Origin of the sequence: Nocardioides jejuensis (assembly GCF_004337475.1) — a bacterium.
GTDB lineage: Bacteria > Actinomycetota > Actinomycetes > Propionibacteriales > Nocardioidaceae > Nocardioides > Nocardioides jejuensis.
This window is the reverse complement of record NZ_SJZJ01000002.1, coordinates 149,400-172,875: the sequence shown is the minus strand read 5'-3', so window position 1 is coordinate 172,875 and position 23,476 is coordinate 149,400. Positions and strand designations below refer to the sequence as shown.

Annotated in this window: 21 protein-coding genes; 12 read left to right on the top strand and 9 right to left on the bottom strand. The window is 70.7% G+C overall.

Annotation, left to right across the window (positions count from 1 at the left end; translation table 11 throughout):
* The first annotated feature begins 178 nt into the window (after positions 1-178).
* From EPD65_RS02285 to EPD65_RS02275, 3 genes are read left to right on the top strand one after another with little or no spacing between them, the layout of a single operon-like run.
* Complete coding sequence (locus EPD65_RS02285) at positions 179-1,426, top strand: lipopolysaccharide biosynthesis protein (protein ID WP_131581534.1); 1,248 nt, start codon at positions 179-181, stop codon at positions 1,424-1,426.
* The gene (locus tag EPD65_RS02280; protein WP_131581533.1) at positions 1,423-3,663 is read left to right on the top strand and encodes a glycosyltransferase family 4 protein; all 2,241 of its coding nucleotides are present in this window, start codon (positions 1,423-1,425) and stop codon (positions 3,661-3,663) included. The genes EPD65_RS02285 and EPD65_RS02280 overlap by 4 nt, the downstream gene beginning before the upstream one ends.
* Positions 3,660-4,451 (top strand): alpha/beta hydrolase-fold protein, encoded by a 792-nt coding sequence (locus tag EPD65_RS02275; protein WP_131581532.1) that lies wholly within the window; start codon positions 3,660-3,662, stop codon positions 4,449-4,451. The genes EPD65_RS02280 and EPD65_RS02275 overlap by 4 nt, the downstream gene beginning before the upstream one ends.
* Positions 4,452-4,467: 16 nt before the next feature.
* On the opposite strand, the gene EPD65_RS02270 is transcribed toward EPD65_RS02275, so the two are convergent.
* The 4 genes from EPD65_RS02270 to EPD65_RS02255 all read right to left on the bottom strand — a co-directional run bounded on the left by EPD65_RS02270 (position 4,468) and on the right by EPD65_RS02255 (position 10,594).
* Complete coding sequence (locus EPD65_RS02270) at positions 4,468-5,631, bottom strand: hypothetical protein (protein WP_131581531.1); 1,164 nt, start codon at positions 5,629-5,631, stop codon at positions 4,468-4,470.
* 94 nt (positions 5,632-5,725) lie between these two features.
* Positions 5,726-7,417 carry an MFS transporter gene (locus EPD65_RS02265; RefSeq protein WP_131581530.1) on the bottom strand — a complete coding sequence of 564 codons (1,692 nt, stop codon included), beginning with the start codon at positions 7,415-7,417 and terminating at the stop codon, positions 5,726-5,728.
* Positions 7,414-8,109, bottom strand: coding sequence for an LppX_LprAFG lipoprotein (locus EPD65_RS02260; RefSeq protein WP_131581529.1), 696 nt, complete (start codon positions 8,107-8,109; stop codon positions 7,414-7,416). The genes EPD65_RS02265 and EPD65_RS02260 overlap by 4 nt, the downstream gene beginning before the upstream one ends.
* A 4-nt stretch (positions 8,110-8,113) precedes the next feature.
* Entirely contained in the window at positions 8,114-10,594 is a 2,481-nt protein-coding gene (locus EPD65_RS02255; protein WP_131581528.1) for a DNA gyrase/topoisomerase IV subunit A, read from the bottom strand.
* Positions 10,595-10,622: 28 nt separating this feature from the next.
* Here EPD65_RS02255 and EPD65_RS02250 point away from each other — a divergent pair, with 28 nt between their 5' ends.
* The 4 genes from EPD65_RS02250 (at position 10,623) to EPD65_RS02235 (ending at position 15,815) form a co-directional block, all read left to right on the top strand.
* Positions 10,623-13,319, top strand: coding sequence for a bifunctional acetate--CoA ligase family protein/GNAT family N-acetyltransferase (locus EPD65_RS02250; protein WP_243640396.1), 2,697 nt, complete (start codon positions 10,623-10,625; stop codon positions 13,317-13,319).
* Positions 13,320-13,376: 57 nt separating this feature from the next.
* On the top strand, positions 13,377-13,802 hold the full coding sequence (locus EPD65_RS02245) for a DUF4362 domain-containing protein (protein WP_131581526.1): 426 nt from the start codon (positions 13,377-13,379) through the stop codon (positions 13,800-13,802).
* 129 nt (positions 13,803-13,931) lie between these two features.
* On the top strand, positions 13,932-15,251 hold the full coding sequence (locus EPD65_RS02240) for an HNH endonuclease (protein WP_131581525.1): 1,320 nt from the start codon (positions 13,932-13,934) through the stop codon (positions 15,249-15,251).
* Positions 15,252-15,308: 57 nt separating this feature from the next.
* Positions 15,309-15,815, top strand: a complete 507-nt coding sequence (locus EPD65_RS02235; RefSeq protein WP_131581524.1) for an META domain-containing protein — start codon at positions 15,309-15,311, stop codon at positions 15,813-15,815.
* Positions 15,816-15,838: 23 nt separating this feature from the next.
* Here the strand turns inward: EPD65_RS02235 and EPD65_RS02230 are convergent, their stop codons facing one another.
* Positions 15,839-16,378, bottom strand: coding sequence for a hypothetical protein (locus EPD65_RS02230; RefSeq protein ID WP_131581523.1), 540 nt, complete (start codon positions 16,376-16,378; stop codon positions 15,839-15,841).
* 97 nt (positions 16,379-16,475) lie between these two features.
* Here EPD65_RS02230 and EPD65_RS02225 point away from each other — a divergent pair, with 97 nt between their 5' ends.
* Positions 16,476-16,916 carry a VOC family protein gene (locus EPD65_RS02225; protein ID WP_131581522.1) on the top strand — a complete coding sequence of 147 codons (441 nt, stop codon included), beginning with the start codon at positions 16,476-16,478 and terminating at the stop codon, positions 16,914-16,916.
* A 53-nt stretch (positions 16,917-16,969) separates the two neighbouring features.
* Positions 16,970-17,914, top strand: a complete 945-nt coding sequence (locus tag EPD65_RS02220; RefSeq protein WP_131581521.1) for a hypothetical protein — start codon at positions 16,970-16,972, stop codon at positions 17,912-17,914.
* On the opposite strand, the gene EPD65_RS02215 is transcribed toward EPD65_RS02220, so the two are convergent.
* From EPD65_RS02215 to EPD65_RS02205, 3 genes are read right to left on the bottom strand one after another with little or no spacing between them, the layout of a single operon-like run.
* Entirely contained in the window at positions 17,877-18,698 is an 822-nt protein-coding gene (locus EPD65_RS02215) for an isocitrate lyase/PEP mutase family protein (protein WP_131581520.1), read from the bottom strand. The genes EPD65_RS02220 and EPD65_RS02215 overlap by 38 nt on opposite strands.
* Before the next feature lie 20 nt (positions 18,699-18,718).
* Positions 18,719-19,432, bottom strand: a complete 714-nt coding sequence (locus tag EPD65_RS02210) for a lysophospholipid acyltransferase family protein (RefSeq protein ID WP_243640395.1) — start codon at positions 19,430-19,432, stop codon at positions 18,719-18,721.
* Between the two features lies 1 nt (position 19,433).
* Positions 19,434-20,384: a patatin-like phospholipase family protein gene (locus tag EPD65_RS02205; protein ID WP_131581518.1), complete on the bottom strand. Its 951-nt coding sequence runs from the start codon at positions 20,382-20,384 to the stop codon at positions 19,434-19,436.
* A 117-nt stretch (positions 20,385-20,501) separates the two neighbouring features.
* On the opposite strand from EPD65_RS02205, the gene EPD65_RS02200 reads away from it, so the two are divergent.
* From EPD65_RS02200 to EPD65_RS02190, 3 genes are read left to right on the top strand one after another with little or no spacing between them, the layout of a single operon-like run.
* A complete protein-coding gene (locus EPD65_RS02200; RefSeq protein ID WP_131581517.1) occupies positions 20,502-21,104 on the top strand; it encodes a TetR/AcrR family transcriptional regulator in 603 nt (200 codons plus the stop codon).
* Between the two features lie 13 nt (positions 21,105-21,117).
* Complete coding sequence (locus EPD65_RS02195; protein ID WP_131581516.1) at positions 21,118-21,675, top strand: DUF5998 family protein; 558 nt, start codon at positions 21,118-21,120, stop codon at positions 21,673-21,675.
* Positions 21,672-22,793 carry an alkaline phosphatase family protein gene (locus EPD65_RS02190; protein WP_131581515.1) on the top strand — a complete coding sequence of 374 codons (1,122 nt, stop codon included), beginning with the start codon at positions 21,672-21,674 and terminating at the stop codon, positions 22,791-22,793. Before EPD65_RS02195 ends, EPD65_RS02190 begins: the two co-directional genes overlap by 4 nt.
* Here EPD65_RS02190 and EPD65_RS02185 read toward each other — a convergent pair whose 3' ends face one another.
* Positions 22,794-23,441, bottom strand: coding sequence for a thymidine kinase (locus EPD65_RS02185; RefSeq protein WP_131581514.1), 648 nt, complete (start codon positions 23,439-23,441; stop codon positions 22,794-22,796).
* Between the last annotated feature and the right edge of the window lie 35 nt (positions 23,442-23,476).

Here is a 23,476-nt window from a genome sequence, read left to right as displayed (position 1 = left end):
GACGAAGAACGCTATAAGGCTAAAAGGGAGCGTTGCTCTCCAATGAATCGTGACACGTGTGATCCCGCCCACGCTGTCCTCCGATCGGGTCGAAAAATCCCTTTCCTGATTGACACTTCCCCGCAACAAGCGGGTGCCATGATGGGCGCTCAGTCACCGGCCGACGACGGGGGACGCCATGGGGGCCGCCGGCACGAGCGAGCGCACGACACGGGATCCGGTCACCGCCGATGCGCTGCTGATGACCGCCCTGACCGTGGCCCTGGCCGGCTTCGGCGGGCTGTTCTGGGTGATCGCAGGCCACTTGCAGAACACCCACGAGGTCGGGGTCGCCGGCACACTCTTCTCCTCGATCATGGTGCTCTGCTTCGCTGCGCAGTTCGGCGTGGACCGCACGCTGCTCGCTGCCATGCCGCACAGTGACCGCCCCGGTTCCGACTTCCTGCTCGCCGTGCTCACCTCGGGCACCGCGGGCTGCGTCCTCGGCACCGCCTTCGGCCTGGTCCTCCCGCACGTCGCTCCCGCGACCGGGCCCGCGCTCGCCGGCGCCCACCCCTTCGTCTTCGGGGTCCTTGTGGCGGGTGCCGCCGTCAACCTCACGACGGACGCGGCGTTCCTGTCGATGCGACGTGTGATCGACAACTTCGTCATCACCGGCATCGGCATGGGCCTGTTGAAGTGCGGCCTGCCGTTCCTGCTTGCCGGGTCGGGAGCCTTCGGGCTCGTGGCCTCGGTCGGCCTGTCGACGGTGATCGCCGCGCTGTGCTGCGTCGTGGTGATCATGCGCCGCCTGCCACGGCCGCAGCCTCTGCGCCACTCGGCGCTCTTCCGCTCCGAACTGCGGCTCGGCGCATCCGCCTGGCTGGCGAACATGGTCGACTTCGTCCCGATGCTGTTGCTGCCGGTCATCCTCGTGAACGCCGCGGGCGCAGCGCAGAACGCGATCTTCTTCATCGGCTTCCAGATCGTGCTGATGCTCAACGCCTCGGCGTACGTCATCGGCAATGCGGCCTTCGCCGAGGCATCCCGGCGCCCGGAGCGGGCCGAGGAGGTGATCCGGCACAGCGCGAAGGTCATGGCTGTCGTGATCGGCGCCGGCACCGTCGCCGTGATCGTGCTCGCCCGCCTCCTGCTGCTCGTCTTCGGCAGCGCGTACGCCGACCAGGGTGTGCCGACGCTGCGACTGCTCGCCCTGGGGTCGGTGGCCATGGCCACTGCGTTCTGGGCGATCACCGCACTCCGCATCCGACGCAGGCTTCGCGCGAGCGTCGCCGTGGCGATCGTGTCGGCAGGCAGCGCGACCGGCCTGGCCTTCCTGCTCGCCGGCGGCGGTGCCGATGCGACAGCTGTGGCGTGGCTGGCCGGGCACAGCAGTGGAGCCCTCGTCGGACTGTTCCTGGCCACCTCGCGAAAGGGGCGCGCATGAGCACGGTGCTGCAGGTGTCGCACTACTACCCGCCGCACATCGGCGGGCTGGAGCGCGTGGTCTTCGAGGTCGCGCACGGCCTGCAGGAGCGGGGGCACGACGTCGAGGTCCTCACCTCGGCACTCGGTGCCTCGCCGGGCACCATCGACGAGGGCGGCGTACGTGTGCACCGGATGCGTGCGCTGAACCCCTTCGAGCGGTTCGCCGTCCCCTTCCCGCTGTTCCTGCCGTCGTTCCTGGTGGCCGCGTGGAAGGCGATCGGGCGTGCCGACGTCGTGCAGATCCACGACATGCTCTACATCAGCTCGTGGGTCGCCGCCTTGTTCTGCCGGATCCGCCGGACGCCGTACGTCGTGACCTGTCACGTGGGGATCGTCGATCACCCGAGCCGACTCGTCCTCGCCGTCCAGCGCATCGTCCATCGCACCCTTGGGCAGCTCGTCCTCTCGGGCGCGGCGCAGCTGCATCCGATCACGGAGATCATCGAGCAGCAGCTCCGGACGGCGGCGCCATCGACGCGCACGGTCCTGCTGCCCAACGGCGTCGACCAGGAGTTCTTCCGGCCGGCCGTGCCCGGCGAGCGCGCCGAGATCCGGGCGCGCTACGGCCTGCCTGCCGACGAGCCGCTGGTGCTCTTCGTGGGGCGTCCGGTGCCGAAGAAGGGGCACCACATCGTGGCCGCCGCGGGCGGGGACGGATTCCGGCTGGTCTTCGTCGGTGTCGATGGCCCCAACGAGCCGGGCGGCCCGATCCACCTGGGGTCGCGGAGCGTCGACGAGGTCGCCGAGATCTACCGGGCCGCGGACGTCTTCATCTGTGCGAGCGTCGGAGAGGCGCCGCTGACGGTCCAGGAGGCGATGAGCTCAGGCATCACGGCGATCATCAACGACGACCCGTTCCTGCGGGCACTCGACCTGACCGCGGGCGCCCGCTACATCGCCATGTCCCCGGAGGCGCTGCGAGCCGCGATCACGGACGTGCTGGCGCAGGACACCGCCGCGCTCGGCGCGGCTGCCCGGGCGGAGATCGCCGGGCACCACTCGCGTGCTGCCCAGGTCGAGCGTCTGGAGGCGCTGCTCGCGGAGGCGGTCGCGGGGCCCGAGGTGCTGCGCGTCGCGCTGCTGACCCCGCGCTACGTACCGCACACCGGCGGCGTCGAGAAGTACGTCGAGCAGCTCGCCGTTGCCTTCCGGGACGCACCCGACGTCGAGGTGCTGGTGGTCACCACCCACCGTGGCTGGCGGCGCCGGACCGAGACCGTCGACGGCGTCGAGGTGATCCGGTTGCCCGCTCCGCTCCAGCTGGGGGAGACGCTGCTCAACCCCTGGTGGGCCCTCGCCCTGCCGCGCCTCTTCCGCCGGCGGCAGGTCGACGTCGTCAATGCGCACTCGCCCGGCCCCGGCCTCGCGGAGACGGCTTCCTTCCGCTCGGGCGATGTGCCGGTGGTGATGACCTATCACTCCGGATCTATGGTCAAGGGCGACGACGCCCCTCCGTGGATGAACGTCCTGCTCCGCTCGTGGGAGAGGTGGGTGCTGCCGCGTGCGTTCCGGCGATCGGCAGCGCTGATCGCCTGCTCCACGACGTCGCTGGCGCACGACACCGGTCGGGCGACCGTGATCCCGCCGAGCGTCGACACGTCGGCGTTCCTCCCGGGCTCCTGGCCGCGGCCGCTGACCATCACCTACGTGGGACGCATCGAAGCCGCCTCCCGGTGGAAGGGACTGCAGGTGCTCGTCGACGCGCTGCCCCTGGTTGCGCAGCGCGTTGCCGGCGTACGACTGGAGATGGTGGGCGACGGCGACGACGTCGCGGTGCTCGGGGAGCAGGCCACGCGGCTCGGCGTCGCGGACCTGATCGACTGGCGCGGAGCGCTGCCGCACGACGCCGTCGCCCGGCACCTCGCCAGTACGACGGTGGCGGTGCTGCCGTCGCTGACGGACGCCGAGGCGTTCGGCACGGTGATCGTCGAAGCGATGGCGTGCGGCACCCCCGTCGTCGGATCCACCGTGGGCGGGATCCCGGGCAACATCAGCGACGGGGTCAACGGGTTCCTCGTGTCGCCGGGCGATCCGCAGGCTCTTGCCGACGCGCTCGTCCGGATCCTCGAGGACCCCGACCTCGCCCGTCGCCTCGGCGAGCAGGCGCGTGAGGTGGCGGTGTCCCGCTTCGATCTCGCCGCGCGCAACGAGGCGACGCAGACCGTGCTCCGCGCCGCTGCCGGGCGGGGTGCATGACCGCTCGACTGACCCGACGGGGAGCGCTCGTCGCGGGTGTTGCCGGGGTGGCGGTCGCCGCCGGTGCTGGCGCGCTCGTCGAGAGCGACCGGGTGCCCTTACTCTCGCGGCACACCGTCGAGCACGGCACACTCCGGGGAGCCGGTTGGTGGCTCAGCCGGCCCGCTGGCGCGGGAGATCACGTGCCCGTGGTGATCGCCCTGCACGGCGCCTACAACGACGCCGACCAGTGGCGGCGCAAGATCGCGCTCGACGCGGCGCACGCCGACTCGGGTGCACGCTTCGCGATCGCGGGCATCGACGGGGGTGTCCACGACTACTGGCACCCGCGGGCGGTCGGCCGCGATCCGCGCGGCCTCGTGCTCGACCACTTCCTGCCGTTCCTCGCGAAGCAGGGCCTGGACGTGTCACGCCCGGCCTGGTTCGGCTGGTCGATGGGCGGCTACGGCGCGCTCGTGCTCGCGACCGAGGTCGAGCGGTCCGGTCCGGTCGTGGCGACGAGCCCCGCGCTGTGGTCGCGGTACGCCGACGCCGCACCCGGTGCGTACGACGACGAGGCCGACTTCGCCCGCTGGAGCGTGCTCGGCAACAGCCGGCGTATCGCCGAGCTCTCGCGGATCGCGGTGCGGGTCGACTGCGGCGAGAGCGACCCGTTCGTGCCGGGCGTGCACGAGCTGCAGCGCGAGCTGCCGTCAGCACAGGTGCACTGGCGACCCGGCGCGCATGACGCGTCGTACTGGAAGCGGGTGCTGCCGGCCCAGCTCGCGTGGCTCGACCGGCACGTCTGACCTCAGTCGGCCAGCGTCAGCCGACCCAGGCGGTGCGCAGGGCGGCGTACGACGGCTTGGGAGTGTTGTCGCCCCGCACGGCCCCGAAGTGCTGCTCGAGGTCCTCGAGCACCTTGGTGCCGAGATTGGTGTCATCGCGCAGGTCGTACCAGTAGTAGCCACCCGCCCAGCTCTGGCTGCGGAAGGCGCTCACCTCAGCACCTGCGAGGTTGGCCTGCTCGGCCTCGGAGACGCATGCGAAGAGCGCACCGGTGACGCAGGTCGGCGCGCCCGCCTCGGTGATCCAGACCGTGCGTGCGGAGTCGCCGGCGGCGGTCATCACGCTCCGGATGCTGGTCGGGGTCTGGGCGATCTGCGACCACGCCGAGCACCCGTCGTAGGCGAGCATCTGCGCGGCGGTGGCGCCCTTCCAGAAGCGGTAGGGGTGGACCGAGACGCCGGTGAAGTAGCCGCGCGCACCCGCCTGGTACATCGCCTGCAGGAAGTTCACCGGGTTGGTCGCGGTGGTGGTGACGCCGCCGTCCGCCGTGCCTGAGCAGTCGCCATCGTCGTACGCACCCTGGCCGGCGAGGGCGCCGGCGAGCACCGTCATCGTCCGGTCGGCCGCCTTGGCCCCCTTCCAGGCGGCCTGCACGAGGCGGGTGTACGCGACGGGGTCGGGGCCGGAGCGCCAGAAGAAGGCCGTGTTCGGCTCGTTCCAGACCTCGATGCCGGCGGGGAGGACCTTCGGGACCGAGGGGTTGGCCTTCCAGAAGGTGCCGTTGGATCCGTAGCGTGCCGCAACCTGGCGGACGAAGTTGCCGTAGTCGGCGGGGTCCTTCGGCGGATACCACCCGGCCAGGGGAGTCGAGAGGGTGAGACCGGTGGCCCACAGCGGCGCCTGGTCGATGATCAGGAGCGGCTTCTGTCCGGCCATGGCTGCGTTGCGCACGAACGTGTCGGACTCGGACCACGCGTAGACGCCCTTCACCGGCTCGGCCTGCGCCCAGGAGACATCGGTGCGGACGGAGCGCGACCCGCCCTGTGCGGCCAGCGCGAAGTACGCCGGGTTGTCGGCCTGCATGTGGATCGAGTAGCCGAAGACCGGAGTCGACGCGGCGTGGGCTCCCGGCATGAGCAGGAGCGGGGCGGCGGGCAGCAGGGCAGCGGCGGTGCGAAGGATGCGGCGTCGTACGGACATCGTCACTCTCCAGGAGTCGGCGGCACCTGCATGCTAGGCGGGCGACGGCGCTGGGGGGCGTTTCTCCGTGTTGCAGTCGTATGAAATGTCCGCTTCAGGCGCGCTGTCGGTCGCGCAGGACGAGCAGCGCTGTGACGGCCGCCGCCACGCAGCAGACCGCCGCACCGGTGAAGACCGTCTGCTCCTGCACGAGCGCAGCCTCCGCGGCGGAGCGACCGGCCTCGACCGCCAGGTGGAACCGGTGGAGGCCGATCGCCGTCAGCGCCGAGAGTCCGACGAGCATGCCGACCATCCGGGCCACAACGGCGAGGGCGGCACTCACCCCGTGCGTGTCCGCGGGGGTGTGGGCCAGGAGCGAGGCCGTGACCGGCGCGAGCGCCAGGCCGAACCCGAGGCCGGCCAGCACCAGCGCTGCGGTCGGAGCGGCGATGCCAGTGAGCGTCGAGTCGTCCCAGCGGGCCATCAGCGCGAACCCGCAGGCCGATGCGACCAGACCTGTCGCGGCAACCCAGGCGGCACCGAAACGGCGCGTCGCGACACCACCGAGCCAGGCACCGAGGGGCAGCGCGGCGAGGAAGCGCACCAGGACCAGGGCCGCCATCAGCTGCGACTCCGGATAGCGCGTCGTGCGCGCGAAGATCGGGATGTCGACGAGTGCTGCGATCAGCGCGGCGCCGACGAGGAAGCTGACCACCAGCGCACCCCACGCGGGCCGCTCGCGCAGGCTGCGCGGATCGACGAGCGGTCGCTGCGAACGACGGAGGTGGACGGCGAGCGCGACCAGCGCGACGCCGGCTCCGAGGAGGTACCAGTGACCCTGCGGCGCGAAGAGCTGCACTGCCGGTTCGGCTGTCGCGAACGCCAGCACGATCCCGCCCAGCACCGTGGCGAGCAGCAGCGCGCCCACGACGTCGGCCTGCCGAAGTGCCCCCACCCACGCCTGTACGTCGACCAGGGGACGCCGCGCGAACCAGCACCGCAGCAGCAGTGCGATGAGGGCGCCGACCACCGTCAGGCCGAGGGGAGTGGTCCAGCTGGAGTCGCCGGCGTACGGGATGAAGAGCTGGCCCCAGAAGAGGTCGCGCTGCACCGACGACGGCCGGAGGACGAGCAGGACGTACGAGGCGCCAGCAAGGCCGAGCGCAGCGAGGCCGAGCCAGTCCACCCGCCAAAACCCGCGACTCGGCGCGTCAAAACCCGGGTCTCGGCGCGTCAAAACCCGGGTTTCGGCGAGCTTGAGGAGGGCGAGCAGGGTGACGGCGACGACGACGTTGATCAGGAAGATCGCCTGCCAGAACCACAGCGCCAGCACGACCGCACCGAAGAGCGGTCCGAGCACGCTGCCGACCTCCTGGACGGCGGACACGACGCCGAGCGGCACGGCCCGCCGGGAGGGCGGATAGAGGTCGGCGACCAGCGCGAGCGTCGCCGGGACCAGCCCGCCGCCGCCGACGCCCTGCACGAAGCGGCCGGCCACCATCGAGCCGAAGTCGCCGGAGAACGCGGTCATGAACGAGCCGACGGCGAAGATGCCGAGGCAGAGGATGAGTACCGGAAGACGTCCGCGCAGGTCGGCCAGACGGCCGATCAGCGGCAGCATCGCGACGTACCCGAGCAGGAAACCGGAGATGATCGGCGCCGCGCGCTGGAGCTCGGTCACCGGGATCTGGTGCGTCGCCATCATGTCCGGCAGGGCGAGGACGACGACGTAGGTGTCAGCGGCGGCGAAGGCCACCGCGGCGGCCGCCAGCGCGAGGAGCGCCGACGGACGACGGCGTGCGGTCACGGGGCGGTGATCTGCTTGGTGACGTCGTACTTGGTGAGGGATACGGTGTACGTCGCGTCCGGCTCGCCGGCGTAGAAGGCACCCGTGAGGTCGACGGTGCGCAGGTAGCCGTCGGAGTCGACCTCGTAGCGGACCTTGAAGTCGCCGGCACCCATGCCGAGCACGTGGTGGATCTGCGTGCCGGTCAGAACGCCGGTGTACTCGGTCAGGACGTCCTTGTTGTCCGTGCCGCCGCGCACGCTGTCACCCTCGTCGAGCTGGGTCGTCTCGGCGAGAAGGTCGCTGACACCGCCGTCGGCCGCCAGCAGGGCACCCGGGTCAGGAACGCCGTACTGCTCGGGGTCGATCTTCTTGAAGCCGTCGCCGAGCAGGTCGTTCTGGATCCAGACCTTGCCGCCGGTCGCGATGACCCGGGCGGAGGTGCTGAGGCCGAGCGCCTTGATCTGCAGCGCGCCTTCGAAGGCATCGGGCTTGACCGCGGTGCCGTCGCCGCCGACCAGGACGAAGCCGTTGCCCTGGTCGGGGAGGCCGGCCGAGCTGAGCGTCAGCTCGACGCCGGAGGTCGCGTCGAGCTTCTTTGCGGCCGCTGCCAGGACCTTCTCCGGCGAGGCGCCGGCCGGCTTCGGGGTGTCGGACGAACAGGCGGGCAGCAGGAGCAGGGACGCGGCAACCGCCGCCGTCAGGACGCGCATGCCGTCAGCCTGCCACAGGGCCTGCGGCGCCCGGGGTGCCGAGCTGCAAGGTGACTGACGTGGAGCACGCGACGATCGGCTGCGCCACCGGTACGCCGGAGCCGTCGCGCCGCAGGTCGAGCTCCGGGAGGTCGACGGGGGCGCCGCTCGCTGCCGCGGCGCGGGCGGGCGGCTCGCCGGCCCAGGCGAAGACCAGCGTGTCCTCGCCCTTGAGCATGCGGTGGCAGCGGACGCCGCCGGTGCCGCGACCCTTCGGCGGGTACTCGGTGAACGGGGTGACCTTGACCGACCCGGCCTCGGTGCCCGGGAGGGCGGTGCTGGACCCGGAGGCAGTCACGACGACCGCGTCGTCGGAGACGGCACCGAACCACGCCACGGTTGCCTTGTCGGCGAGGCGGATGCCGGCGATGCCGCCGCCCGCACGGCCCTGCGCACGCACGCCGTCTGCGGCGAAGTGCAGCAGCTGCGCGTCGGTGGTGATGAAGCAGAGCGTCTCGGCCCGGTCGGTCATCTCCAGGGCGCCGACGACCTCGTCGCCGTCCTTGAGGCTGATGAACTCCCAGTCGTCCTTGTTGGAGAGGTACTCCGGGTTGACCCGCTTGACGATGCCCTGCTTCGTGCCGACGGCGAGGCCGAGCGAGTTCTCGGCGAACGAAGTGAGGGCGAGCACGCGTTCGCCCGCGGCCAGCTCGACAAATTCAGACACCGGCGCTCCGCCGGTGAGATGGGGATCGTTCGCCGTCGACGGGAGTGTCGGCAGGTCGAGGACACCGAGCTTGATCACGCGGCCCTGCGTGGTGAGCAGGCCGATCTCGCCGCGGGCGGTCGCCCGGACGGCCGAGACGATCACGTCGTGCTTGCCGCGCGGTCCGCCCTGGCCGGGCGCATCGGCCGTCGTCGTACGGGCGAGGAGGCCGGAGGAGGACAGGAAGACGAAGCACGGGTCGTCGGCGACCTCCAGCGGCACGGCGCTGGTGACGGCGACACCCGCCGACTCCAGGAGCACGGTCCGGCGGGGCGTGCCGAAGGTCTTCGCGACCTCGGCCAGCTCGTCGGAGACGACCTTCCGCAGCAGCTTCTCGTCGGCGAGGATCGCGTCGAGCTCCTCGATGGTGCGGCGCAGGTCCTCCTGCTCCTTCTCGAGCTCGAGCTTGCTGAACTTCGTCAGGCGACGCAGCGGCATGTCGAGGATGTAGTCGGCCTGGATCTCCGACAGCTCGAAGATGTCGATGAGGCGTTCCTTGGCGGCCGCCGCGTTGTCGGAGGACCGGATCACCTGGATGACCTCGTCGATGTCGAGGATCGCGATGAGCAGTCCCTGCACCAGGTGCAGGCGGTCGGCAGCCTTGCCGCGGCGGAACGACGAGCGCCGGCGTACGACCTCGAAGCGGTGACCGAGGAAGACCTCGAGGAGCTCCTTGAGGCCGAGCGTGCGGGGCTGGCCCTCGACGAGGCAGACCGCGTTGATGGAGAACGACTCCTCGAGCGGCGTCTGCTTGTAGAGCTGCTCGAGGATCGCCTCGGGGTGGAAGCCGTTCTTGACCTCGATGACCAGGCGCGTGGGGTTCGCCATGTCGGAGAGGTCCTTGACGTCGGAGATGCCCTGGAGCTTCTTCGCCTGGACGAGCGACTTCATCCGCTCGACGACCTTCTCGATGCCCACGTTGTAGGGCATCTCGGTGACGACGATGACCTTCTTGCGGCCCTGGGTCTCGACGCGGGCAGTGGCCCGCATCTTGAAGCTGCCGCGGCCGGTCTCGTAGGCGTCGCGGATGCCGTCGAGGCCGATGATCTTGCCGCCGGTCGGCAGGTCGGGACCCGGGATGAACCGCATCAGGTCGTCGACGGTCGCCTTCGGGTGCGTGATCAGGTGCCGCAGCGCCTGGACGGTCTCGACCAGGTTGTGCGGGGCCATGTTGGTCGCCATGCCGACCGCGATGCCGGTGGTGCCGTTGACCACCAGGTTGGGCAGCGCGGACGGAAGGACCGTCGGCTCCATCTCGCGGCTGTCGTAGTTGGGCTTGAAGTCGACGGTGTCCTCGTCGATGGAGGCCGTCATCGCGAGCGCGGCGGGGGACATGCGCGCCTCGGTGTAACGCATGGCGGCCGGGCCGTTGTCGGGCGAGCCGAAGTTGCCGTGCCCGTCGATGAAGGGCACGCGCATCGACCACGGCTGGGCCATGCGGACCATCGCGTCGTAGATCGCGGAGTCACCGTGCGGGTGCAGGCGACCCATGACCTCGCCGACGACGCGGGCGCTCTTGACGTGGCCGCGGTCGGGCCGCAGGCCCATGTCGTTCATCGTGTAGAGGATGCGTCGCTGCACCGGCTTGAGGCCGTCGCGCGCGTCCGGGAGGGCGCGCGAGTAGATGACGGAGTACGCGTACTCGAGGAACGATGACCGCATCTCGTCACGGACGTCGATGTCGAGGATGTGCTCCTCGAAGTCCTCAGGGGGCGGTGCGGGGGTGGTGCGGCGTGCCATGGGGGAAGTCTCCCGTAGATTTCTCCCCGTGAGCGAAGCCGCGCCGGAGACCATTGAGCCCCCGCACCACTGGGCGGCTGATGTCCTGCTGCTCGACGGTGGCACGGCCCACATCCGTCCGATCCGTCCGGATGACGCCGCGGGGCTCGAGCAGTTCTACGCGCGCGTGTCCGACCGGTCGAAGTACTACCGGTTCTTCGCGCCCCGGCCGAAGCTGTCGACGCGCGAGATCGCGATCTTCACCCGCGTCGACCACACCAAGCGGATCGCCTTCGTCATGGAGCTCGCCGGCCGGATCATCGCGGTCGGTCGTTTCGACGTCGTGTCGCCCGGTGAGGCGGAGGTCGCCTTCCTCGTCGAGGACCGGCACCAGGGTCGCGGCATCGCGCAGATCCTCCTCGAGCACCTCGCGCAGGCCGGCCGGGAGCGCGGCGTACGACGCTTCACCGCCGACGTCCTGCCCGACAACAAGCGGATGATCGCGACGTTCGAGGCCGCGGGCTATCAGGTCATGGGCGGCGTCGAGGACGGCGTGATGACGCTCGGTTTCGACATCGACCCGACCACCACCGCCATCGGTGTCATGCAGGACCGCGAGCACCGCTCGGAGTCGGCGGCGATCGCACAGTTCCTCGCCGCCCGGTCCGTCGCGGTGATCGGTGCCTCGCGTCGCCCCGGCTCGATCGGCCAGGCGCTCGTGCGCAACCTGGTCACCGGCGACTTCACCGGACGCGTCTACGCGGTCAACCCGACGGGGGAGTCGACCAGCGGCCTCGCGGCGTACGCGACCGTGGGGGAGATCCCGGACGAGGTCGACCTCGCGATCGTTGCCGTGCCGGCCGACGCGGTGCAGGACGTCGTTCTCGACTGCGCGGCCAAGGGCGTCAAGGGTCTCGTCGTCATCTCGTCGGGCTTCGCGGAGACCGGTGAGGAGGGGCGCCAGCGCCAGCGCAAGCTCGTCGGCCTCGCCCGCTCCTACGGCCTGCGGCTGATCGGCCCCAACTGCCTCGGCGTCATCAACACCGACCCCGACGTCTCGATCAACGCCTCGCTGTCGCCGAACATGCCGGCCCGTGGTCGCGCTGGCTTCTTCTGCCAGTCCGGTGCGCTGGGCTCGGCGATCCTCGACAAGGTCAACGCGCGAGGCCTCGGCCTGTCGACGTTCGTCTCTGCGGGCAATCGTGCCGACGTCTCCGGCAACGACCTCCTGCAGTACTGGGAGGAGGACGACTCGACCGAGGTCGTCCTGCTCTACATGGAGTCGATGGGTAACCCGCGGAAGTTCTCCCGCATCGCCCGCCGCGTCTCGCGGAAGAAGCCGATCGTGGCTGTGCGGTCCGGCCGGACCACGCAGGGTGTGCCGATGGGCCACCAGGTCCGTACGGCGATGACCCCGCCGGGTGCCGTCGACGCGATGTTCCGCCAGGCCGGCGTGATCCAGGTCGACACGCTGGAGGAGATGTTCGACGTCGCGCAGGTGCTCGCGCACCAGCCGCTTCCGGCCGGACGCCGGGTCGCTGTCGTCGGCAACTCCGACGCCATCGGACTGCTGGCGCGCGATGCTGCGGCCGGCTCAGGTCTCGTGGTGGCGCGCCAGTTCGATCTGGGCGCGCGGGCGACCGCTGCGGACTTCGAGGAGGCGCTGCGCGAGGCGATCGGGTCCGACGACATCGACGCCGTCGTCGCGGTCTGGCTGCCGCCCCTCAACGCCTCGGCCGCCGAGCCCGCGACCGCACTGGCTGCGGCTGCGGCCACGTCGACGAAGCCGATCGTGTCGACGTTCCTCGGTGAGAAGGGTGTCCCGCCGCAGCTCCGCGTGCGCGATGCGTCCGGCGGCGCTGCCGGCCGCGGATCGGTGCCGTCCTATCCGGCTGTCGAGTCCGCGGTCCGAGCCCTCGCCAAGGTCGTCGAGTACGCCGTGTGGCTCCGGCTCCCGCAGCACGAGGCCGCCGAGGTGCTCGTCGACCCCGTCGGCGGCCGCGAGGTCGTCGAGCAGGTGCTCTCCATCGCTCCCCGTGGCCGCGTCCTGGAGTACGCCGAGGCGCACGACGTCCTCGCGGCGTACGGCATGGAGCTGTGGCCGTCGCTGCCCGCCGACACCGTCGAGGACGCGATCGCCGCGGCCTCGGACCTCGGCTGGGACGTCGTCCTCAAGGCGACCGCCGACCGCTTCCGACAGCGTCCGGACCTGGTCCACTCGTGGCGCCACATCCGCGACGCGGGGGAGATGCGCCAGGCATGGGCGCTGCTCCGTGGCCGGGTCGAGCACCCGGACGAGGCGGCGTTCGTGGTCCAGCCGACGGCGCCGCAGGGCGTGCCGGTCTCGATCACAGCCGAGGAGGATCCGCTCTTCGGCCCGGTGGTCTCGTTCGGTATCGCGGGTCCGGTCTCCGAGCTGCTCGGCGACCGCTCCTGGCGCATCCCGCCGCTGTCGGTGCACGACGCCCGTGCGATGACGCGCGAGATCAAGGGGTCGCCGATGCTCTTCGGCTACCGCGGCTCCGACATCGTCGACGTCGACGCGGTCGAGGAGCTGCTGCTGCGGGTCGCGCGCCTCAAGAACGACCTGCCCCAGATCCACCACATCTCGCTGCCGCTGGTCCTGGCCTCGTCCTCTGGTGCCTCCGTGCTCTCCGCGTCGATCCGCGTCCAGCCGGTTACGGATGCTCGCGCTGATTGGTTTGCGCGGCGGCTGAATCCGCTGCCGGGGGACACGCTGCATTGAGTCGGCGACAGCGGTGCGAGTTCGCGTACGTCGCCGTCGTCGGAACCCGAGGCGACGATGGCGCGTCAGACCGACATGGAATCTCCTCGCAGGTGGGTCGTCGCGTTGTCCGGGCTGGTCATCGGCCTTGCGGGTGTCAGTGCGTGCTCGGCTGATGCTGGCGATCCGGGCGACGGCTCGTTTGAGGCGCGTGCGCCGCTGCCAAGTTGCGGGTCGCTGGTCCTCGATCAGGGCATCAGCCTGGAGAGGGCGGGTCGTGACGGGATCACGTGCCTGGCTGCAGCGCTCAGATCGGGGAAGGGCGGCGAGCTCAAGGTCCAGGCGCTGACGACCGAAGGCGACCCGATCGTCAGCTACTACCGCGTGACGAAGCAGCGCACGACCGAGGTGTACGTCGACAGCACGCGCGACAAGTTCGGTGGCGTGGACTGGTCGTACTCGTCCTGTAGCAAGCCGACGTCGGTGCTTGAGGTGAACTGTTGAGCGATGGAGCGGGGGTCGGCGCGATCGGCGACCTGTGGATGAAAACCGGGCTTTGACCTGCGAAAACAGTTTCCACAAGGAGGTCTGGAGGGGTTCCTTTCCGGTACAGGCACAGGTAAAATCGAACACATGTTCGGCATCTCGGGAAACGTCGTCGGCTCGGTGGTCACCGGGCCGACTCGGCTGCCCGTCGATGCGGACACCGTGCGCGGATGGACCCGGTCGCTTGGCTCTGCCGAGCTGGCCGCTGACGATCCGCAGCGGATCGAGCTGCTGCGAGCGCTCGAGGAGCTGACCTGTGCTGCGGCTGGTGCTCAGGCGGTGGTCACGGCGGAGTTCGCTCGCTCCCAGCGAGCCGAGCAGGCGGCGGCCGGTGTGCCGTCGGCGAGGCAGGGGAGAGGCGTTGCCTCCCAGGTCGCCTTCGCCCGCCGCGAGTCGCCGCACCGCGGTCAGCGGCACCTCGGCCTCGCGGTCGTGCTCAGCGACGAGATGCCGCACACCCTGTCCGCCTTGCGCGCGGGCCAGGTCACCGAGTTCCGCGCGACGCTGATGGCGCAGGAGACGGCCTGCCTGTCGCGCAGCGATCGCGCCACGGTCGACCGCGCCATCGCCGGCGACCCGGAGGCCTTCTCGGCGTACTCCGATCGGGAGCTCGTTGGCGACGTCCGCCGGCTGGCGTACCAGCTCGATCCCGGCTCGGTCGTCGGGCGGCGGCGCAAGGCCGAGGCCGACCGCCGGGTCACGCTGCGTCCCGCTCCCGACGTGATGAGCCAGCTCTCGGCGCTGCTCCCGGTGGCGCAGGGTGTGGCGGTCTTCGCGGCGCTGTCGAAGGAGGCCGACCGGCTCCGCGCTGCCGGTGACGAGCGCTCGCGCGGTCAGCTGATGGCGGACCTCCTCGTCGTGCGCGCGACCGGTGCCCGACCCGTCGTTCCGGGCGGTCCGCCGGTCGTCCCGACGACGGTCGATGTCGTCCTCTCCGACCAGACTCTCCTCGGCGGCGACCACGAGCCCGCGCACCTCGACGGCTTCGGCCAGATCCCCGCGGACCTTGCCCGTCGGCTCGCCCACGACACCCTGGACGCCGGCCTCGAGCTCTGGCTCCGCCGCCTGTACGCCGGCAACGACGGCCGTCTCGTGGCCATGGACTCCCGAGCCCGCCTCTTCCCCCGGATGCTGGCGAAGCTGATCGTCTTCCGCGACCAGCTCTGTCGTACGCCGTGGTGCGGGGCTCCGATCCGTCATCTCGACCACGCGCTCGACCACGATGCCGGCGGACAGACCTCCCTCGACAACGGGCAGGGCCTCTGCGAAGCGTGCAACCACGCGAAACAAGCACCAGGTTGGCGAGCAGGTCCAGCGCCTGATGGCTCCATCGAGACTGCGACTCCCACCGGCCACACCGTTCGGTCGCGCCCACCCCGAGCGCCGCAGCCGTACGACGCAGCCTGACTCGATCGGTTCTCCGGAAATCAAGACGGTGGGCGCCGCGTCTCCTAGCGTCGCGGTATGCGTCCCACTGCCGTGGCCCTTGCCGCCTGCTTGATGCTCTCCGCGTGCTCGCACGCATCGGACCCCGGGCGCGCCGAATCGCCCCGGCCGTCCGCGTCGCGTTCAGCGGACCGAGTCGCTACGGCGTCGGAGCTGATCGGCGCGTGGCACCCGGTCGAGCTCTTCGGGAAGCGGGAGGACTGGCGCACGTTCACGGGGAAGCGTCTGGGTGCCTCCTTCTCGCGTCGGGATGCAGACATCGCGTGGAGTGCTGCCGACGGGTGCAACTCCACGAGTGGCACCGCGCTGTTATCGACGTTTGGCGACTGGGCTCAGGCGGGCCCGGCAGTCACCACGCTGGTGGCGTGTCTGACGACCTTGAAGCCCGGCACCGGTTCAGCGTTCGCCGAGACGCCGCAGAACGTGGACGCGATCGCGCAGGCGTCGCAGGTCCGGCTGCGCGACGACCAACTCGTGTTCAGCGACGCCACCGGTGACGTGATCGGCATCTACGAACGCGCGTGACAGCCGGTGTCGTGCGTGCTGGATCAGCGCACCAACGGCGCGCGGTTCCGACGACGACGTACGTAGGAGACGGCAGCGATCCCCAGCACCACTACGCCGAGCGGGAAGACCGGCGTGACAAGCAGCAGGCAGCCGACGATCGCGAGGAAGCCGATGACCTCCTCGGACCAGCGGCCGTCGCTCCGGTCGGCGTCGCGCATCAGCCAGATGAGCCCGAGCAGCATCGACAGCCCGATGAAGCCGCCGACCAGCAGCATCATCAGATCGACAAGCCACATGCCCGACTCGTCGCCGGAGGCATCTCGGCCCCACGGCACCGCGAAGCCGACGACGCCGGCCGCGGCAACGATCCAGATGGACGAACGACCGGGGGAGCGCAGGTAGCCGACGACGGCGCCGAGGGTGACGGCAGCACCGCAGCCGACCACCTGCCACGCGCGGTACGGACCTTGCGCGACGCCGTTGACCTCGTAGTAGCCGTGGTCCCAGCCGAGCCAGGCGAACCACATCGCGGCACTCCAGAGTGCGACGACAAGGGACGTGCGGAGGAGTTCTTTGGTCATGGACCCAGCCTCAGGGAGCGGGAGCCGGAGGGGATGCGTCGTGCTACTCAGGCGGGCGGCATGGCCTCGTCCCGGTCGCCCGGCCTAGCCTGACCAGATGACCACCCTGCGCATGGACAACGTCGCGATCGTGGTGGATGACCTCGACGCCGCGATCGCCTTTTTCACCGAGCTCGGCCTCGACCTGGAGGGTCGTCAGCAGGTCGAGGGTGCGGTCGCCGACCAGTGCACCGGGCTCGACGGCGTACGGACAGAGATCGCGATGATGCGTACGCCGGACGGCAGTGGCCGCCTCGAGCTGACGGCGTACGCCACTCCGGTGGCGACCACCCCCGAGCCGCCGCACGCACAACCGAACACGATCGGGCTGCACCGCGTGATGTTCGAGGTCGACGACATCGACACGATGCTGGACCGCCTCGGACGACACGGCGCGACGCTGCTCGGGCAGGTCGCCAACTACGAGGACATCTACCGGCTCTGCTACCTCCGCGGCCCGAGCGGGATCATCGTGGCGCTCGCCGAGCACATCGGCTGACGGGTTCGGCGGAACCACCTCGCGCGCCAGCGCGTCCGACGATCATGTCGCCCATGCGCCCTGCCCTTGCCGTCGCCGCGTCCGCCGCACTCGCCCTCAGCCTGACGGCGTGCACGTCGGATCCGCCCGCGACGCCGACGCACGCGGCCTCGGCCAACCCGCGCATCCATCTCGACGAGCCGGCCACAGCCGACAACCGGGCCGCGACCGCGAAGTACGCCGACTGGCTGCTGCACGCCGTGCCGATGCCGAAGGGATCGAAGGAGTGGACGACGTCGCCCGCCAAGCAGTTTCGCTCGGCGTCGGTGGGGCTGACGCCGTCGGATGATCACTTCCGCCGAACGACGTGGTGGACCGTGCCCGCGTCGGTGGCGGACCTCGAGACGTGGGTGCACCGGCATGCCCCGCGGCCGCTGCGGGCCGACAACGGCGACTCCTGGTCGAGCACGAACGGGCACATCACCGAGCATGACCTCGAGGTCCTCGGTCGCAGCACGTCCGTGCACACCGGCGGCATCGCGACCTTCGCGATCAGCACGTGCGCCGGCGGGGTCGCGGTCCGCGTCGACACGTTTGTCGCAGCGCGGTTCGCCAGGACTGCGTGGATCCCTCGAGATGTCTCGGAGGTCACGATCCGTCGAACCACCACGTCGTCCTCCGGACCCGGGCCGGCCACGAAGACGACCCGCCGTACGGTCACAGCCGCAGCGGATGTCCAGCGGCTGGTTGATCTCGTCAACACGCAGCCCGGCGTCTCCACGGTCCCGGAGATCCGCCACTGCCCGGACATCGTCGAGACGAGGACCGATGCGCTCACCTTCCACAGCGAGAGTGGTGAATGGGTCGCGGTGCTCACGAGCGACGTCTGCTTCGCCGCGCTGACGCTCCGGCACGATGGCACGGAAGTCGGTCCGGCGCTCGAGCCGTCGAGCCGCCTCTTCAGCGTCGTCAACGCAGCGCTCAGGAACGCATCCGCTCCTGCAACTCCGCATAGCTGATCGCGCCGTCGAGGAACCCGAGCGTGCCGGTGGTCAGCAGCTCGGCACCTGCGCGTTCCAGCAACGCGAACACAGCGCGCGTGATGCTGCCCCCGAGACTCACCCGGGCAACGCCGAGGGCGAAGAGGTCGGGAGCGGAGATGGTGTTGGCGAGTCCGGCGACGATGTTGAGGGGCGCGGGGATCTCGGCGGCGAGACGCCGGATCGTGTCGGCATCACGGACGCCCGGCACGAAGATGCAGTCCGCGCCGGCCTCGACGTAGGCGACTGCCCGCGTGATCGTCTCCGCGAACGGATCCGAGAAGGCACCCGCGAAGTACGTGTCCGTGCGGGCATTGATGACGAAGGTGCCCGCAGGCGCGGCAGAGCGCGCGGCGGCGATCCGCTCGGCGCCGTCCGAGACGGAGAAGAGCGAGCCGTCGGCGATGTCCTCGAGGTTCGCCCCGACGGCGCCAGCATCCACGGCCAGCCCGACAGTGGTTGCGACCCCCGAGGCGGAGGACGAGTAGCCCGCCTCCAGATCAGCGGTCACCGGCACCGGCACGGCGGCGACGATGGCCGCGATGTGCGACAGCATCACGTCGCGCGACACGAGTCCGCCGTCAGGCACACCCAGCGACCACGCGACGCCCGCGCTGGTCGTGGCGATCGCCGGAAAGCCGCACCCGGCGAGGATCCTGGCGGAGCCGGCGTCCCACGCGTTCGGGAGCACGAAGCCGGGGCCTGCGTGGAGGTCCAGCAGGGCCGCGGCCTGCGCCGCGCGTGAAGCAGGTGAGGTGGTCACCTGCCCATCATCGACCCGGATCAGCCCTCGCGGGACTCCCGCAACGCGCGCTTCGCGTCGGCGCAGTACGTGTCGGCGACGTACTCCTGACCGGAGAGGGCGGCGATACGCTCCATGACCAGGTCGGTCAGCTCGCGCTGTGCCTCCCGCGACTCCTCGCGGCCAGCCCAGGGGGAGAGGTCGATCGGCTCGCCGAAGATGATCGTCGGGCGGGTCCAGCGGCCCACGACCTTGCCGGCCGGAGCCAGGGTGTCGGTGCCGATGACGGCGACCGGGACGAGCGGCACCTGCGTGTCGAAGGCGATCCGCGCGACGCCGGTCTTGCCCTTGTAGAGGCGGCCGTCGTGCGAGCGGGTGCCCTCGGGGTAGATGCCGAAGATGTGGCCCTCGTTGAGGATCCGCTTCGCCGTGATCATCGCGCCCTCGGCGGCGGTCGCGCCGGAGCGGTCGATCGGGACGTTGCCGGTGTTGGTGAAGAAGAACCGGTGCCACGCGCCCTGCAGGCCGGTGCCCTCGAAGTACTCCGCCTTCGCGACATAGCGGACCATCCGCGGCAGCGACATCGGGACGACGAGCCAGTCGAGGTACGACAGGTGGTTGCCGGCGAGCAGGACACCACCGGACGTCGGGACGTTCTCGCGGCCGATCACCTTCGGCTGCAGCGCGAGCTTGAGCCACGGCGCGAGCAGCGCGTACTTGAGGGCCGAGTAGAAGAGCGGCTGGTCGGGCAGCATGTCAGGCTCCGTTCGCAAGGGTCTGGTCATCGAGTACGCCGACGGAGCGGAGGAGCTCGTGGGCGCGACGGTACGCCGTGGCGTGGGCGATCCGGATCCGGTCCGGGTCCCGGTCGGTGCGGCCCGGGATCGGGTCGTGCGCTCCGGGCGCCAGCACGGCCGTGCGGACGCCGACCAGCTCGCCGGCGGTCATCGCGGCCCGGTCGGCGGCGTATCGCTCGGGGCGTGCGCGGTAGGCGGCGGCGACGTCGCTGCCGTACCGGCCGAGGTAGCGCTCGATCAGGCGGTCCATGGGACCGCGGCTCGGGGCCGCACCGTCCGGCCGGGTGGCGAGCACGATCGCGTGGGTCGCACCGAGAGCAGCGGCGGCACGCACCGGGATGGCCTCGGAGACGCCGCCGTCCAGCCAGCGCTCGCCGACGTGGTCGACCGGCGGCCCACCGACGAGGGGGAGTGCGCAGCTCGCGAGGAGAGCGCCGGCCAGCTCACCAGGCCCGCGCAGCGCGGTGAGGGGCACGGCGACGCCGTCGGTCAGCCGGGTGGCGACCAGGGCCACCGGCGCGGTGACCTGCTGGATCAGGCTCTCCAGCTCGAGCGCCCGCAGCGTCACGTCGATGACCCGCTCGCCGTGGACCACGGGTCGGCCGCGGAGCAGGTTGCGCGGGTCGATCAGCTCGCGCGAGACGTACGCCGTCGGGTAGAGGTCGCTGAGCACGCTCGACCGGCCGCAGGCCGCGGCCAGGGCGTTGGTCGCGCCGGCCGACGTTCCGACGAACAGATCGAAGTGACGCGTGGCGCCGATCTCCTCCAGCGCCGTCGCCATGGCTGCGGAGATGACGCCGCGCATGCCGCCACCTTCGACGACGAGCGCGAGGCGGGCTCCGTCGGATGACGCGGAGCGTCCGGCGAGGCGGTCGGCGAGGACGGCGAACGGATCGCTGGTCAGGCCCACGACTCCTCCTTCTCGTTACAAAACGGCGAAAGTGTAACCATGAAACACGGAAAACGTTGCGTTCAGGGATGCGGTCGGCGTCCGCGATAATGGGCGCACGCGAAGGACGGAGTTGGAGTGGCTGGTCGAAACGACCTGCGGGAGCGCATCCTCGATGCGGCTGCCCAGGTGCTGCGCGAGCACGGCCCCCGTCCGCGGCTGATCACCACGATCGCCGAGCGGGCGCAGGTGTCGCGCCCCACGCTCTACCGGCACTTCCGCGATCGGACCGAGCTCTACGACTCGCTGATGCGGGTCGAGGTGCACCGGGCCGTCGAGGAGGTCGTGCAGCGCGCCGAGACCTCGACCGATCCGTTCCGCGACTACGTCACCGTGGTCGTCGACATCGTCATGGAGGCGCGTGAGCACCCGGCCATGCGGGCGATCCTGGCCCGGCACCCGGAGATCCTCAACGCGCAGCTCCCGCGGCTGCTCCCGATCGTCCTGGAGACGGCCGAGCCGCGCCTGACCCCGATCATCCGCGCCCGCGTCGCGGCCGGTGTCTGGCCCGACGTCGACCCGCGGGTCGCCATCACCTGGACCACACGGCTGATCGTCTCCTTCATCACGATGCCGCTGCCCGAGGACTCGACCCGCGCAAACCTCCAGGCCACGGTCGAATCCGTCCTCGACATCGCGAGCACGATCTCGCGCTCGCACGTCGACCACCGTGAGCCGTGACAGACTCGGCCCCATGGCAACGAGCAGCTTGAAGCGCGCGATCGAGCGCACGGGGTACTACCCCGAGGTGGTCTTCGACGGCGTGGCGACCGCGCTCGCCGGCGAGGAGATCGTGGACTTCCACGTCCACCACGAGCCGACGATCGAGCACGACGAGGTACGCCGCCACATCACCGTGGTCGTCCTGACCCCGAGCCGGCTGATCCTGGCCCACACCGACGAGCACGGCGGTGACGACCTGCTCCCGCAGCCGTACACGTCGACCTCGACCGAGGCGATCGCCCTGTCTGGCGTGAAGTCCGTCGTGGTGACCCGCATGGTCACCAACCCGGACCGGGGCGCACAGCCCGCTGCCGAGGCCGTGCTGACGATCGGCTGGGGCGGCGTCGGCCGCATCGACCTCGAGCCCGCGGGCTGCAACGACCCCAACTGCGACGCCGACCACGGCTACACCGGTGTGCTCGCGTCCGACGACTTCTCGCTGCGCGTCAGCGCGGCGGCCGAGGGCCAGGACGAGGTGGACCGGCTGCTCGCGTTCGCGGCGTCGCTGAGCGCGCACACGCAGGGATGAGCCTCCCCGGCCTCGAGCTCGGCTTCCCGGCGTACGGCGAGCGGTCGATCGCTGACGTGGTGCCGGCGGTGGCCGCTGCGCTGGGCAAGCCGCTCGGTGTGACGCCGTCGGGGCTGGTCCTCCCGCCTGCGCCGGCGTACGTGGTGCTCCTCATCGACGGTCTTGGCCAGCAGCTGCTCGAGCGCTACGCCCACGCGGCGCCGTTCCTGACCTCGCTGCGCGGGTCCACCGGCACCTCGGGTGTGCCGTCGACCACCGCGACCAGCCTGACCAGTCTGGGCACCGGTCTCCTGCCCGGTCAGCACGGGCTCGTCGGCTACACGGCGCGCGTGCCGGAGACCGGCGAGCTGCTCAACCATCTGCAGTGGGACCGCGACGTCGACCCGTTGACGTACCAGTCGCACGAGACGGCGTTCGCCCAGCTGGCGGCGCGCGGCATCTACACCGCAGCGGTCAACAAGAAGCAGTTCGCGACGTCCGGGCTCACGCGCGCGGCACACCGGGGAGCGACGTACCGCGGCGCGGACACACCGGGTGACCGCCTGGCCGAGACGCTGGAGTCCGCTGACGGGCCGTCGTTCACCTACGTCTACGACGGCGAGCTGGACAAGGCCGGCCACCAGTACGGCGTTGCGTCGGCGGAGTGGCTCGTCGAGCTGCAGCTGATCGACGAGTTCGCCGAGGACCTGCGCGACGCCCTGCCGAAGTCCGTGCGCCTGCTGGTCGTCGCGGACCACGGCATGATCGACTCGCCGGCCGGCTCGCGGATCGAGCTCGACAAGCTCTCGCACCTGCGGCGAGGGATCACCCTAGTCGGTGGCGAGGCGCGCTTCCGTCACCTCTACGTGAAGCCCGGTGCGCTCGACGACGTGCTCGCCGCCTGGCGTGCCCACCTCGGTGATCGGGCGACCGTGCTGAGCCGCGACGAGGCGATCGCCCGTGGCTGGTTCGGTCCCGTCGAGGACCGCGTCGCCGGGCGACTCGGTGACGTGATGGTCGCCTGCCATGACGACCTCGCGATCTTCTCGACCCGCGACTTCCCGCGCGAGAACACCATGATCGGACTCCATGGATCGCTCACGCGCGACGAGCTGGAGATCCCCATCCTGATCGGCTGATCAGCCGAACGGCAGGGGCTCCGGAGCCAGCGAGACGGCCTTCGCGCGGGCGGCGGTGAGGGCACGGCGGTGGTGCTGGCGGCAGAGCACCTCGTACGCGACCCGGACGTCGGCATCCTCGACGACGTCGCCGACGACGACCTGGTCGCCCTCGGTGACCATCGCGCCGTTCTCGGTGCGGGCGTTGTGGGTGGCCTTCTTGCCGCACCAGCAGAGCGCCTCGACCTGCAGCACCTCGGTGCGGTCGGCGAGCTCGACCAGGCGTGCGGAGCCCGGGAAGAGCTTCGTGCGGAAGTCGGTGAGGATGCCGAAGCAGAAGACGTCGATCTGCAGCTCGTCGACGATCTTGGCGAGGTCCTCGATCTGCGCCGGAGCGTAGAACTGGGCCTCGTCGCAGATCAGGTAGTCGATCCGGGCGCCGGCGGTCAGCGACTGGACGACGTGCTTCCAGAAGTCGAAGTCGGGGTTGACTTCGACGGCCTGGTGGGTGAGGCCCAGCCGGCTCGACAGGACGGCCTCGCCGGCCCGGTCCTTGGTGGTGAAGATCAGCCCGACGCGGCCGCGCGCGGCGTGGTTGTGGTTGGTCTGGAGCGCCAGGGTGCTCTTGCCGGCGTCCATCGTGCCGGTACGGAAGATCAGTTCAGCCACAGCGGAGAATCATGCCAGCCGCCACCGACGTCCTT

Excerpts from the sequence above, each read along its gene's own strand:
- EPD65_RS02285 (WP_131581534.1), top strand. The coding sequence starts at position 179 with ATGGGGGCCGCCGGCACGAGCGAGCGCACGACACGGGATCCGGTCACC.
- EPD65_RS02280 (WP_131581533.1), top strand. The coding sequence starts at position 1,423 with ATGAGCACGGTGCTGCAGGTGTCGCACTACTACCCGCCGCACATCGGC.
- EPD65_RS02275 (WP_131581532.1), top strand. The coding sequence starts at position 3,660 with ATGACCGCTCGACTGACCCGACGGGGAGCGCTCGTCGCGGGTGTTGCC.
- EPD65_RS02270 (WP_131581531.1), bottom strand. The coding sequence starts at position 5,631 with ATGTCCGTACGACGCCGCATCCTTCGCACCGCCGCTGCCCTGCTGCCC.
- EPD65_RS02260 (WP_131581529.1), bottom strand. The coding sequence starts at position 8,109 with ATGCGCGTCCTGACGGCGGCGGTTGCCGCGTCCCTGCTCCTGCTGCCC.
- EPD65_RS02255 (WP_131581528.1), bottom strand. The coding sequence starts at position 10,594 with ATGGCACGCCGCACCACCCCCGCACCGCCCCCTGAGGACTTCGAGGAG.
- EPD65_RS02245 (WP_131581526.1), top strand. The coding sequence starts at position 13,377 with ATGGCGCGTCAGACCGACATGGAATCTCCTCGCAGGTGGGTCGTCGCG.
- EPD65_RS02240 (WP_131581525.1), top strand. The coding sequence starts at position 13,932 with ATGTTCGGCATCTCGGGAAACGTCGTCGGCTCGGTGGTCACCGGGCCG.
- EPD65_RS02235 (WP_131581524.1), top strand. The coding sequence starts at position 15,309 with ATGCGTCCCACTGCCGTGGCCCTTGCCGCCTGCTTGATGCTCTCCGCG.
- EPD65_RS02230 (WP_131581523.1), bottom strand. The coding sequence starts at position 16,378 with ATGACCAAAGAACTCCTCCGCACGTCCCTTGTCGTCGCACTCTGGAGT.
- EPD65_RS02225 (WP_131581522.1), top strand. The coding sequence starts at position 16,476 with ATGACCACCCTGCGCATGGACAACGTCGCGATCGTGGTGGATGACCTC.
- EPD65_RS02220 (WP_131581521.1), top strand. The coding sequence starts at position 16,970 with ATGCGCCCTGCCCTTGCCGTCGCCGCGTCCGCCGCACTCGCCCTCAGC.
- EPD65_RS02210 (WP_243640395.1), bottom strand. The coding sequence starts at position 19,432 with ATGCTGCCCGACCAGCCGCTCTTCTACTCGGCCCTCAAGTACGCGCTG.
- EPD65_RS02195 (WP_131581516.1), top strand. The coding sequence starts at position 21,118 with ATGGCAACGAGCAGCTTGAAGCGCGCGATCGAGCGCACGGGGTACTAC.
- EPD65_RS02190 (WP_131581515.1), top strand. The coding sequence starts at position 21,672 with ATGAGCCTCCCCGGCCTCGAGCTCGGCTTCCCGGCGTACGGCGAGCGG.